The following is a 12382-nucleotide window of genomic DNA, read 5'->3' on the forward strand; positions in this document are numbered from 1 at the left end:
CCAGTGGTTCGGTTGAGCCGGTCCAGCGGTGGGACGGCGATGGCCGGAGCCCCCGCACAGCGGGCTCCGGCCATCGCCTCGCAGGCGCCGATGTCAGAGGGCGATACCCGTCAGCACGAGCACCCGCTCGTAGGTGTAGTCGTCCATCGCGAACTTCACGCCCTCGCGGCCCACACCGGACTGCTTCACACCGCCGTACGGCATCTGGTCGGCACGGTAGGACGGCACGTCACCGATCACGACGCCGCCCACCTCCAGCGCACGGTGGGCGCGGAACGCGGCCTGGAGGTCGTGCGTGAACACACCGGCCTGCAGCCCGTACTTGGAGTCGTTGACGGCGGCGAAGGCAGCCGCCTCCCCCTCCACCTTCCGCACGGTGAGGACCGGCCCGAAGACCTCCTCGCAGGAGATGGTGGTGTCCGCCGGTACGTCGGCGAGCACGGTCGGCGCGTACGCGGCACCGTCACGCTTGCCGCCGGTGAGCACACGGGCACCGGCCGCGGCGGCCTCGTCCACCCACGCCTCGACACGCTTGGCGGCGTCCTCGCTGACCAGCGGGCCCACATCGGTCTTGTCGTCCGACGGGTCCCCGGTGACCTGCGCCTCGACTGCGGCGACGATGCGCGGCAGCAGCCGGTCGTACACGGAGGCGTCCGCGATCACCCGCTGCACGGAGATGCAGGACTGGCCGCCCTGGTAGTTGGAGAAGGTGGCGATACGGGTGGCGGCCCAGTCCAGGTCCTCGTCACTCGCCCAGTCGGCGAGGACGACAGCCGCGCCGTTGCCGCCGAGCTCCAGCGTGCAGTGCTTGCGCGGCACGCTGTCCATGATCGCGTAACCGACCTTCTCGGACCCGGTGAAGGAGATGACCGGCAGCCGCTCGTCCTGCACCAGCGCGGGCATCCGCTCGTTGGACACCGGCAGGATGCTCCACGAACCGGCGGGCAGCTCGGTCTCCGCCAGCAGGTCACCGATGATCAGGCCCGACAGAGGCGTCGCGGGCGCCGGCTTCAGGATGATCGGCGCGCCGGCGGCGATGGCCGGGGCGATCTTGTGGGCGCACAGGTTGAGCGGGAAGTTGAACGGCGCGATGCCCAGCACGACGCCCTTCGGGAAGCGCCGGGTCAGCGCGAGCCGGCCCTGACCGCCGAGGTCCGTGTCGAGCCGCTGCGCCTCGCCTCCGTTGAACCGGCGGGCCTCCTCGGCCGCGAACCGGAACACCGACACCGCGCGGCCCACCTCGCCGCGGGCCCACTTGATCGGCTTGCCGTTCTCGGCGGAGATCAGCTGCGCGATCTCCTCGGTGCGCTCGACAAGGCGCTTCGACACGTGGTCGAGGGCCGCGGCCCTGACGTGCGCCGGGGTCGCGGCGAACTCGTCCCGTACGGCGTACGCGGCGGCCACGGCCTCCTCGACCTGCGCCTCCGTCGGCACGCTGACCTGGCCGACGAGCCGGCCGTCCCACGGCGAGGTGACGTCGAACGTGGTCTCACCGGTGGCCTGGCGGCCGGCGAGCCAGAAGGCGTAGGTGGAAGTCATGTGAGTCCCGGCCCTTCCGAGGTTGGTGGGTGACGTGGCTTTCATCATCAACGGTAGGGGTGGGACGACCGGGGGTCGTTTGTCCGAGTCGTAGTAGTCGGGGTGGGGGGTGCGCCGCTTTGGCACGGTCGTGGGAGATCTTTCAGCCCGTCCGGCGTTTGAGGACGAGGCCGTCCAGGCCGAAAGCGGGGGTCTGGGGGCGGCAGCCCCCAGAAGCAAGGGACGGGAAGGGGCGGAGGGGGCGAAAAACACCCCTACTCCCCCGCCGCAGCCGTCGCCTTCAACGCCAGCCAAAGCTCCATCCGCACATCCGCATCATCCAGCGACCGCCCAAGGATCTCCTCGACCCTCCGCATCCGGTACCGGAGCGTATGCCGATGCACCCCCAGATCGGCGGCCGCCGCATCCCACTGCCCGTGCCGGGACAACCACGCCCGAAGCGAGGCGACCAGATCCCCCCGCCCGGTCGCGTCATGCTCGTGCAGCGCCCGCAGCAACCCGTCCGCGAACGCCCGCACCGCGTCATCCGCGAGCAGCGGCAGCACGGACCCCGCGGCCAGCTCCTCGTGCTCGACGAGGAACCGCCCCCGCCGCCGGGCCACGGACAGCGCCTGCTCGGCCTGCTTGTAGGCGGCTCCGACAGCGATCGGCCCGACAGGCGCCGACAGCCCGACCACCAGCTCGGTGTCGTCACCCCCGGACTGCTCCCGCACGGACGCCCGCGCAGCCTCCAGCGCCACCGCGTGCTCCCCGCAGGCGGCGACGGCCGCACCCCCGTCCACGGCGAGCACCACGAGCCGCTCCCCGTCGGGCACGACGAGCACGGCTTCGCCGGAGCGGGCGGCGGCGGACTCCACGACCTCGGCGAGCGCGCCGAGCGGATCGCCCCCGGTGTCGGGCACCGCGGCGGCGGCCGAGGGGGCCGGGGCGTCGGCCACGCGCGCGTGGCCGCCGGCATGGGCCCGCGCGGCCGACGCGGACGCCGACTCGGCGAGGATCAGCCGGAATGGCGCGTCAAGGAGCGCGCCGAGCAGATCCCCGGCGACGGCCCGGGCGTGATCGGGCTCCCCGGCGAGAAGCATGCGCAGTACCGCGGCCCCGATCCGCTGCTCCGCCGCCTGCAGCGAGCGCGAGCGCTCGGTGGTGAGCGTCAGCAGGGCGATCGCCGAGTGCACGGCGTACCGCTCGGCGGTCCCGAGGGCGGCGGCCGTCCCCACGGCGAGCGCGGCTCGGGGCCGCCGCCCGGTACCCAGTGAGTGCAGCTCCACCCGGTCCTCGCCGCCGACCACCGAACTCGCGGGCGCGGGCCTGTCCCGCAGCCGCTCCACGTCCGGCGTGAGCCGCGCGGCCCGTCGCCCGGCCCACTCCGGCGCGGTGGCGACGACGGCACCGGACGCGTCGTACAGCGCCGCCCATCCGTCGACCTGCCCGGCGAGCGAGGCCAGCAGCCCCTCGGGCCCGTCGTTCAGCGCCTGCTTGGTCAGCTCGCGCTGCGCGGCGAACCCGGCGGTCACCGCCCGGTACTGATCGGCGGCGATGGCGGCGGAGACGGCCTTGCTGATGGCGAGGAACGGCGTGCGCCGGGGCACTTCGAGGAGCGGCAGGCCTTCTTCCTCCGCCGCGTCGACGAGCGCCTTGGGGATCTCCTCGTAGTGGACCCCGACGGCGAAGCCGAGACCGACCACACCCGCTCCGGCCAGCCGCTTCACATAGCGCCGCATGACCTCGGGATCCTCCGCGTCCAGCTTGAGCGCGGTGATCAGGAGCAGTTCCCCGCCCTCCATGTACGGCACGGGGTCGGCGAGCTCGCTGGCATGCGCCCAGCGGACGGGCACGTCCAGCCGTTCCTCGCCCGCGCGCACGGTGAGCTTGAGCGCGGAGTGGTGGACGAGCGAGGCGAGCGTGGGGGGCATGGGGCCTTCAGGTCTTCACAGGATCTTCGACGGTCACTGGAGGTGTGATCTTTTGGCCGCGACGTATGAACGACCTATGTCGATTCTGCCTCACCGTACGGTACGTCCGTGACCTTATGTCCAGACGTACAGGTCAGCCGCGTAGATCCACGAGCGGCCGCCGCGTAGATCCGCCGGCCTCAGCCTCGTAGATCCACGAGCAACGGCGGCGCGTGCTCGCCCCGCACGCTCGTGAGTGACAGCACCGCGTGCCCCGGCGGCACCCCGTGCGCCAGCTCGGACGCCGACCACCGCTCCCGCTCGACCTGCCGGACGGTGACGGCCCGGGCGGTCGGCGCGTGCCCGGTGATCACCCGCCGCACCATGTGCAGCGCCTTCCCCGCCGGAGTCTCCGCGATGATCTGCCGGTCGGTGACGTCGCGCGCCTCGATCCACTCCTTGCCCCAGACCTCGGCGAAGTCCTGCCCGTCCCAGGGCGTGATCCCGGACAGCGCCATCCGGCATCCGATGGCGCCGAGGAGCGGGGTCCTGAGCGCCCGCGGCACGTCGTCGAGCGTCCGAAGCGTCAGCACGGCGCCCGCGTTGCCGGACCGCAGCCGCTGAATCCCCCGTACGGCCTCGGGTGTGACGATGCCGGTCGCGTCGTCGAGCACCAGGCAGGCGAACAGCGACCGGTCCTCCCGTACCGCGACGCTCGCCGTGAACTGCGCGAGCACCAGCCGCGCCAGGATCCGCGAGGCGTCGGCGTGCCCGCGCGCGGGCAGATCGATCCGCACCCGTACGGGATGGTCGAGCGCCCGCAGCGAGAAGGGCCGCGACTGCCCCGACGTGTCGAAGAACCCCGCGAACGCGGGCCGGTCGAGCAGCGCGACGCGGTCCGCGAGCACTGCTCCCACATCGCCCGGGTGCCCCAACTGCCGCTCTCGCGCGTCGAGTTCACGCAGCAGCGACTCCTTCCCCGCGTCCTCGAGGGCCTTGCGCAACGCCCCGAGCGGACCGGGCGCACCGTCGAGGAGCTGCCGCAGCTCGGGCACGGACGGGAACCGGTCGTGGACGGCCCGGAAGGGTCCGAGGAGCTGGGCGAGGACGGTGGTCGACCGACGGCTGTCGCCCCCGGGATGCGGATCGGCCAGGTCCCCGACGAGCGCCTCTGCCAGTACGGCGGCGGCTTCGTCGGGGTCGGTGGTCCCGCCGTACAGGTCGAGGTCGTACACAGACTCGGGATTCCCGATCCGTACGACGACGTCGTAGGCGTCGGCGGCACCGAGCCCTGCACCCGCGGCGCCGACCACGACCACGGCGGCCCGCCCGGCGAGCGCGTGCAGGCACAGCGACTCGGCGAGCGGCCACACGATGCCTCCGGTCTTGCCGGATCCGGGGGGACCGACGGCGAGCAGCGAGGTGCCGAGGAGGTCGGGGCCAAGGCCCAGGCCGGTGCCGCGGTAGGAGTACGGATTGCGCGCGTCGTCGGCGGTGGTGCCCAGCCGCACCTGTCCGGTCACGAGGTCGTGGAGCGCGTGCCGTCCTGGCAGGTCGCGGTCACCGGAGGGATGCAGACAGGCGGCGGACCCGTCCTTCAGGACCGCTCCGGTGAAGGTGGCGAGACTGTGCCGCCCGCTGCGTACGCCCTGCCAGGCGCGGTCGATCCGGGCGTGGTCGACATCGCGCATCAGCCCGGAGCGGGCCTCGGCGGCGAGCCGGTCGGCGGCGTCGGCCGCACCGGCGGCGCGGAGCTGGTTCCACTGGGCGGGGTCTTCCTCGGGCGCGGGCGGCCGCTCGCTCACAGGAGCGGCGCGGCGCCACGCGGGCAGCCCGTAGCGCCGCCAGACCTCGCCCCAGCGGCCCAGCCGGCCGACGCCGAACATGATCGCGAGGGCGATCAGCGTGTAGTAGCCGTACCAGAGGAACGCGTTCCCGACGCGGTCGTCGCTCTGGCGCCAGGAATCAGGGGTGAACAGGTCGAGCGGGATGACCCACCAGCCGCCCAGATACCCGTTCCAGAGCAGCGACCAGATCAGCCACCCGCACAGAAACGCGATCACGGCACCGCTCAGCAGCTGCCGCGCCGGAATCTGCTCCGGCTCCTCGTCCGGCCGCGGCCGGTGCCCGAACCGCCACACTCCGGGCGCCGCCTCCGGCCTGGGCGCCCGGACCCACGTCAGGAAGCCGGACCCGTCGGGCCCCGGCGGCATCCCCGGCGCCCGCGCGGGCCTCGGTGGCGTCGCCGGCACGTCCGGCGGCCCCGCCGGACGCGGCACAGGATTGGCGTGCGTACCCCGCGCGTCCCGCGTCCCGTCGCTGTCCATCGCCTTTGCCCCCTGACCAGCCGCTCCGTACGTCGTCCGCGAGTCAATCTAGTGCCCCCACAGAGGGAGTTCACCGCTTACACGGCCGGATCTGCGGGGACGCACCCTCACTCGACTCCGGGCCCACTATGTCCACCGCGGACAACCGACACCCTGAACATCTCCCTCGTGGAGCATGCCCACCCCCCTCCCCCGGCCCTAGCCTGCGAAGAAAGCAGTGAAGCGTCCGAAAACACCCCCGCCCGGCGCGCCCCGTTCGCCGGGGACCGTCCGGTTCGCAAGATCATCAGGGAGCCCCTCATGACCGCACTTCCGCAGGAGCGCCGCGTCGTCACCGCCATCCCCGGCCCGAAGTCGCAGGAGCTGCAGGCCCGACGCCTCGCCGCGGTCGCGGCCGGTGTGGGCTCGGTGCTCCCCGTGTTCACCACGCGCGCCGGCGGCGGCATCATCGAGGACGTCGACGGGAACCGTCTGATCGACTTCGGCTCCGGCATCGCCGTGACCAGCGTCGGCGCCAGCGCCGAGGCCGTCGTGCGCCGGGCCTCCGCCCAGCTCCAGGACTTCACCCACACCTGTTTCATGGTCACGCCGTACGAGGGGTACGTGGCCGTCGCCGAGGCGCTGGCCGAGCTCACGCCGGGCGACCACGCCAAGAAGTCCGCTCTGTTCAACAGCGGCGCCGAGGCCGTCGAGAACGCGGTCAAGATCGCCCGTGCGTACACCAAGCGGCAGGCCGTCGTCGTCTTCGACCACGGCTACCACGGGCGTACGAACCTCACGATGGCGCTGACCGCCAAGAACATGCCGTACAAGCACGGCTTCGGCCCGTTCGCCCCCGAGGTCTACCGCGTACCCGTGGCCTACGGCTACCGCTGGCTGACCGGCCCGGAGAACGCCGGCGCCGAGGCGTCCGCGCAGGCCATCGACATGATCAACAAGCAGATCGGTGCCGAGAACGTCGCCGCGATCATCATCGAGCCGCTGCTCGGCGAGGGCGGCTTCATCGAGCCCGCGAAGGGCTTCCTCCCGGCCATCAGCCAGTTCGCCAAGGACAACGGCATCGTCTTCGTCGCCGACGAGATCCAGTCCGGCTTCTGCCGCACCGGCCAGTGGTTCGCCTGCGAGGACGAGGGCATCGTCCCGGACCTGATCACCACCGCCAAGGGCATCGCGGGCGGTCTCCCGCTCGCCGCCGTCACCGGCCGCGCCGAGATCATGGACGCCGCGCACGCGGGCGGCCTGGGCGGCACCTACGGCGGCAACCCGGTGGCCTGCGCCGGCGCCCTCGGCGCGATCGAGACGATGAAGGAGCTCGACCTCAACGCCAAGGCGAAGAACATCGAGGCGGTCATGAAGGCCCGCCTCGGCGCGATGGCCGAGAAGTTCGACATCATCGGCGACATCCGGGGCCGCGGCGCCATGATCGCCATCGAGCTGGTCAAGGACCGCGACACCAAGGAGCCGAACGCCGAGGCGGCCGGCGCGCTCGCCAAGGCCTGCCACCAGGAGGGCCTGCTGGTCCTGACCTGTGGCACCTACGGCAACGTCCTCCGCTTCCTGCCCCCGCTGGTCATCGGCGAGGACCTCCTGAGCGAGGGCCTCGACATCATCGAGCAGGCCTTCGCCCGTATCTGACGCCCCACGAGCACCACCAGCGGAATCCGGCTGCCCCTCGCACCGGATTCCGCTTCGTTCGAGCGGTGCGGCGGCGGGCGTCAGGCCGTGTGAAGAACGTGTGCGAGGTGCATGACGGGACGCGATTCCGTCTGTCGGACCCGCATCCCCTGTCGTAGGTTCTACCCAGATGAGAGATACACCCCGCCCACAGGGGACTGTGGGTGACACCGGGTCGAGGCCTCCCCAGCTTCGCCCTGGTCGTGCCCTCGCGCACACACCCGGAGCTTCCGGCTCCGGATCTCCTCACCGATCGGACAGTCGCCCGCCCCAAACCCCCCGGGGCGCGCGACGATCCGATCCGGACGGCCACCTCGGAACTACCCCCCCTGTTCCGGGGTGGCCGACCTTCTCCCTCGGCCTCCCGGCCCTCCTTCTCGCGCTGATCACCTGGCAGGTCGCGGCCCACGGCCCCCTCGCCCGCGCGGACGAACGCCTCAGCGGCCATCTCGTACATCCGGCCCGGATCTACGAACTTCTCGCCGACCTCGGCAACATCACGGTCGCCGTTCCGGTCCTCGCCGTAGTCCTCGTGTACGTCGCCCGGCGCGCCCGCCGGGCAGGGCGGGACCGCTGGTGGCTGCCCTCCGTCGCAGCCGCAGTGCTGATGGCGGTCGTGCCCGCGCTGATCGTGCCGATGAAAGAGCTGGTCGCCCGGCCGGGCCCACCGGTGATGGGCCCGGGCACGGGCTTCTATCCGTCGGGTCACACGGCGACCGCCGCCGTCGCGTACGGCGCCGCGACCCTGGTCCTGGGGCCATGGCTGCGCACCGCCCACGCCCGCCGCGCCCTGTTCGGCGCCTGCCTCGTCCTGAACCTGGCGGTGCCCTACGGCCTGATCCGCCGCGGCTTCCACTGGCCCCTGGACGTGGTGGCGAGCTGGTGTCTGTGTGCGGTGCTGCTGTACTCCCTGTGGATGCTGCTCAGCCGGAACAGCCGTCGGGATCAGCCGAAGTAGCCGTCGAAGTTCTTCTGGAACTCCCAGCTCGAGTAGCGGTGCCAGTTGATCGACCACGTCATCAGGCCGCGTAGTGCCGGCCAGGTGCCGTGGGTGGTGTACGTGCCGCAGTTGGTCTTCTTGGTGAGGCAGTCGAGGGCCTTGTTGACCTCCGTCGGCGAGACGTAGCCGTTGCCCGCGTTCGTCGATGCCGGCATGCCGATGGCTATCTGGTCGGGGCGCAGGGCCGGGAAGACGTTGCTCGCGTTTCCGGCGACCGGGAAGCCCGTGAGGAGCATGTCGGTCATGGCGATGTGGAAGTCGGCGCCGCCCATGGAGTGGTACTGGTTGTCGAGGCCCATGATCGAGCCGGAGTTGTAGTCCTGGACGTGCAGGACCGTGAGGTCGTCGCGCATCGCGTAGATGACGGGGAGGTACGCGCCTGCGCGCGGGTCCTGGCCGCCCCATGGGCCGGTGCCGTAGTACTGGTAGCCGAGCTGGACGAAGAAGGTCTCCGGGGCCATCGTCAGCACGAAGCCGGCGCCGTACTTGGCCTTGAGGGTCTTCAGGGCCGAGATGAGGTTCACGATCACTGGTGTGGTCGGGCTCTTGAAGTTGGTGTCGCTCGCGTCCAGCGAGAGTGAGTGGCCCTCGAAGTCGATGTCCAGGCCGTCCAGCCCGTAGGTGTCGATGATCTTCGACACGGAGGTGACGAAGGCGTCGCGTGCGGCCGTCGTCGTCAGCTGTACCTGGCCGTTCTGGCCGCCGATGGAGATCACGACCTTCTTGCCGGCCGCCTGCTTGGCCTTGATGGCCGCCTTGAACTCGGCGTCGCTCTCCACGGTCGGGCACTCGGTGACCGGGCAGCGGTTGAAGCGGATGTCGCCGGAGGTGGTGGAGGTGGGTTCGCCGAAGGCCAGGTCGATGATGTCCCAGCTGTCGGGGACGTCGGCCATGCGGGTGTAGCCGGCGCCGTTCGCAAAGCTCGCGTGGAGGTAGCCGACGAGGGCGTGTCCGGTCGAGCCTCCGCCGCCGGCGCTCGTCGTCGCGGTCACCGTCGCCGACTTCGGCGACTCGCCCGCGTCGTTCACCGCCGCGACCTGGAAGGAGTACGCCGTCGAGGCCGTGAGTCCGCTGACCGTGGTCGAAGTCCCGGTCGCCGTCTGGACCTTCACTCCGTTTCGGTAGACGGCGTATCCGGTGGCGCCGGTCACCGGGGACCAGGACAGGGCGACACTCGACGAGGTGACCGCGCCGGCCGTCAGGCCGGTGGGTGCGGCCGGGGGCTGGCCCGGGTCGACGGCTGGTCCGATGAGGGAGATGTCGTCGACGTTGTAGGCACCAGTGCCGTACCAGCCGTGCGTGTAGATCGTGACCCTGGTGGTGGACGGGCCGGTGCGGAAGCTCGTGGTGAGCTGCTGCCAGGCGGGCGCGGACTGGGTCCAGGTGGAGACGTCGGTGGTGCCGGTGCCGCTCGCGCCGAGGTAGACGTAGCTGCCGCGGACGTAACCGGCGAGCGTGTACTGGGAGTTGGGCTGGACGGTGACCGCCTGGGAGCACTGCGCGTAGTCGCTGCCGGCCGGGGTCGCCTGCAGCGCGGAACTGCCGCTCCGTACGGGTGAGTTGACGGTGGCGCCCGCTGTGCAGGTCCAGTTGTCCAGGCCCGACTCGAAGCCGCCGTTCCTGGCGAGGTCCGCGTCGGCCGCACGGGCGGCCGACGAGAGCGCGGTCATGCCGGGAACGGCCAGGACGGTGGCCGTGCACACGGCGAGAAGTCTGTGACGCGTGACTGATCTGTTGCGTCGGGTGCGATCCACGACTGCCTCCGGGCATGGGGGAATTGGAGGGTGGAGCGCGCCCAATTTGGTCCAGACCAATCCTGTTGTCAAGACCTCAGGAACCTCAGGACCTCTTGTCGGGTTCTGCGCCAGCTACCGGGGTCCGGCCCCGTCACGGCTATCGGCCGCCCTCGTTTCCGGCGATACCCGCCGCCGCCTCGTGCATGGCCAGTTCGAGCAGTGCCGGGTCGGTGAGCGTGCCGGAACCGTCCGGGGGGATCAGCCAGCGGACTCCGCCGCCGGTCGTCCTTCCCGGATACGGCACCACGATCCACGTACCGCGGCCCGCTGTGCGCACCCCCGTGCCGAGCCAGCGGGCCGCGGTGCCCGCGGGCACGAAGAAACCCATCCGGGCGTCCCCGAAATCGACGAGCACGGGACCCAGTTGGTCGATCACCCGGGTCAGCACGTCGAGTGTGGGGTAGCCGAGTTCGCCCGGCAGGATGAGTACGTCCCAGGCCTTGCCCGCCGGCAGCAGCGCGATCCCCAGTGGATTGCGTTCCCATTCCCAGCGGCAGGCCTCGGGATCCGGAGCTACGGATGCCAGCCAGTCGACCGCCGTCTTAGCCCCTGTCATGGCGGAACCTCCCTTTCTCGTGTCGACGCTGGTCGCGTCACAGGAGAGAGGGAGGTTCGGGCCGGGCATTACGCGGGTTCTGAATAATTGTTGATAGTGAGCCGGGTCACAGTGGCTGAGCTGGGCGTACGCCGTGGATCCGTGGGGCGCCGGGCACCCCTCAGCTGTCGAAGCCGAGCCCCAGCCTGTCCATGGTCTTCAGCCACAGATTGCGCCGCCCGCCGTGCGAATCCGCCCGCGCCAGTGACCACTTGGTGAGCGCGATGCCCGTCCAGGCGAAGGGCTCGGGCGGGAACGGCAGCGGCTTCCTGCGGACCATCTCCAGCTCGGTGCGTTCCGTACGCTCCCCCGCGAGCAGGTCGAGCATCACGTCCGCGCCGAACCGGGTGGCGCCCACACCGAGCCCGGTGTAGCCCGCCGCGTACGCGACCTTGCCCTGGTGTGCCGTGCCGAAGAAGGCCGAGAAGCGCGAGCAGGTGTCGATCGCGCCGCCCCAGGCGTGCGTGAAGCGGACGCCCTCCAACTGCGGGAAGCAGGTGAAGAAGTGGCCCGCGAGCTTGGCGTACGTCTCCGGGCGGTCGTCGTACTCGGCGCGCATCCGGCCGCCGTACGGGTAGATCGCGTCGTAACCGCCCCACAGGATCCGGTTGTCGGCTGACAGCCGGAAGTAGTGGAACTGGTTCGCCGAATCACCGAGGCCCTGGCGGTTCTTCCAGCCGATGGACGCCAACTGGTCGGTGGTCAGCGGCTCGGTCATCATCGCGTAGTCGTAGACGGGGACCGTGTACGCGCGCACCCGCTTGACCAGGTTCGGGAAGATGTTCGTGCCGAGCGCCACGCGACGGGCGCGGACCGAGCCGTACGGGGTGCGTACGGCCATGCCCGCGCCGTACGGCTTCAGGGCGAGCGCGGGTGTGTGCTCGTACACGCGGACGCCGAGTTCCACGCAAGCGCGCTTGAGGCCCCAGGCGAGCTTGGCGGGGTGGAGCATGGCGACGCCCCGGCGGTCGTGGAGGCCGGCCAGGAATGTCGGTGAGTCGACTTGTTCCCGTACCGCTTCGGCGTCCAGGAACTCGGTGCCGTCCGCGAGGCCCTCGCGCCGCAACTCCTCGTGCCACTCGCGCAGTTCGGCCGCCTGGTGCGGCTCGGTCGCGACGTCGATCTCGCCGCTGCGCTCGAAGTCGCAGTCGATGGAGTAGCGGGCGACGGCCGCCTCGATCTCGTCGAGGTTGCGGGCGCCCAGCTCCTCCAGCTTCCTGATCTCGTCCGGCCAGCGGGTGAGACCGTTGGCCAGACCGTGGGTGAGGGACGCGGCGCAGAAGCCGCCGTTGCGGCCGGAGGCGGCCCAGCCCACCTCACGGCCTTCCACCAGGACCACCTCGCGCCGCGGGTCGCGCTCCTTGGCGAGGAGCGCGGTCCACAGTCCGCTGTAGCCGCCGCCGACGACGAGCAGGTCGCAGGTCTCGGTGGTGGTGAGGGCGGGTTCGGGGTGGGGTTTGCCCGGGTCGTCCAGCCAGTAGGACACCGGCTGTGCGTCGGAAAGAGACTTGGTCCAGCGGGTCATGGCGCTTGGGGCCATGATTTCAACTCCCTACAGG

The 12382-nt window shown here is 71.3% G+C and carries 8 protein-coding genes; 2 read left to right on the forward strand and 6 right to left on the reverse strand.

Annotation, left to right across the window (positions count from 1 at the left end):
* Positions 1-93: 93 nt before the first annotated feature.
* From OG246_RS41280 to OG246_RS41290, 3 genes are all read right to left on the reverse strand, one after another.
* A complete protein-coding gene (locus tag OG246_RS41280; RefSeq protein ID WP_266474513.1) occupies positions 94-1539 on the reverse strand; it encodes an aldehyde dehydrogenase family protein in 1446 nt (481 codons plus the stop codon).
* A 254-nt stretch (positions 1540-1793) separates the two neighbouring features.
* Complete coding sequence (locus OG246_RS41285; protein ID WP_266474515.1) at positions 1794-3452, reverse strand: PucR family transcriptional regulator; 1659 nt, start codon at positions 3450-3452, stop codon at positions 1794-1796.
* Positions 3453-3631: 179 nt separating this feature from the next.
* Entirely contained in the window at positions 3632-5758 is a 2127-nt protein-coding gene (locus OG246_RS41290; RefSeq protein WP_266474516.1) for an ATP-binding protein, read from the reverse strand.
* 300 nt (positions 5759-6058) lie between these two features.
* Here OG246_RS41290 and gabT point away from each other — a divergent pair, with 300 nt between their 5' ends.
* Positions 6059-7393, forward strand: a complete 1335-nt coding sequence (gene gabT, locus OG246_RS41295) for a 4-aminobutyrate--2-oxoglutarate transaminase (RefSeq protein WP_266474517.1) — start codon at positions 6059-6061, stop codon at positions 7391-7393.
* Positions 7394-7562: 169 nt separating this feature from the next.
* The gene (locus OG246_RS41300) at positions 7563-8390 is read left to right on the forward strand and encodes a phosphatase PAP2 family protein (RefSeq protein ID WP_266474518.1); all 828 of its coding nucleotides are present in this window, start codon (positions 7563-7565) and stop codon (positions 8388-8390) included.
* Here the strand turns inward: OG246_RS41300 and OG246_RS41305 are convergent.
* The 3 genes from OG246_RS41305 to OG246_RS41315 all read right to left on the reverse strand — a co-directional run bounded on the left by OG246_RS41305 (position 8378) and on the right by OG246_RS41315 (position 12363).
* Positions 8378-10186: a chitinase gene (locus OG246_RS41305; RefSeq protein ID WP_266474519.1), complete on the reverse strand. Its 1809-nt coding sequence runs from the start codon at positions 10184-10186 to the stop codon at positions 8378-8380. The two genes, OG246_RS41300 and OG246_RS41305, sit on opposite strands and share 13 nt — an antisense overlap.
* Positions 10187-10325: 139 nt before the next feature.
* Positions 10326-10784 (reverse strand): hypothetical protein, encoded by a 459-nt coding sequence (locus OG246_RS41310; protein WP_266474521.1) that lies wholly within the window; start codon positions 10782-10784, stop codon positions 10326-10328.
* A 160-nt stretch (positions 10785-10944) separates the two neighbouring features.
* Positions 10945-12363, reverse strand: a complete 1419-nt coding sequence (locus OG246_RS41315; RefSeq protein ID WP_266474522.1) for an FAD-binding oxidoreductase — start codon at positions 12361-12363, stop codon at positions 10945-10947.
* Positions 12364-12382: the final 19 nt, after the last annotated feature.

The sequence above is a fragment of the Streptomyces sp. NBC_00620 genome, assembly GCF_026341825.1.
Classification (GTDB): domain Bacteria; phylum Actinomycetota; class Actinomycetes; order Streptomycetales; family Streptomycetaceae; genus Streptomyces.

Coding starts and splice junctions, on each gene's coding strand:
- OG246_RS41290 (WP_266474516.1), bottom strand. CDS start 5,758: ATGGACAGCGACGGGACGCGGGACGCGCGGGGTACGCACGCCAATCCT.
- OG246_RS41315 (WP_266474522.1), bottom strand. CDS start 12,363: ATGGCCCCAAGCGCCATGACCCGCTGGACCAAGTCTCTTTCCGACGCA.
- gabT (WP_266474517.1), top strand. CDS start 6,059: ATGACCGCACTTCCGCAGGAGCGCCGCGTCGTCACCGCCATCCCCGGC.
- OG246_RS41280 (WP_266474513.1), bottom strand. CDS start 1,539: ATGACTTCCACCTACGCCTTCTGGCTCGCCGGCCGCCAGGCCACCGGT.
- OG246_RS41310 (WP_266474521.1), bottom strand. CDS start 10,784: ATGACAGGGGCTAAGACGGCGGTCGACTGGCTGGCATCCGTAGCTCCG.
- OG246_RS41285 (WP_266474515.1), bottom strand. CDS start 3,452: ATGCCCCCCACGCTCGCCTCGCTCGTCCACCACTCCGCGCTCAAGCTC.
- OG246_RS41300 (WP_266474518.1), top strand. CDS start 7,563: ATGAGAGATACACCCCGCCCACAGGGGACTGTGGGTGACACCGGGTCG.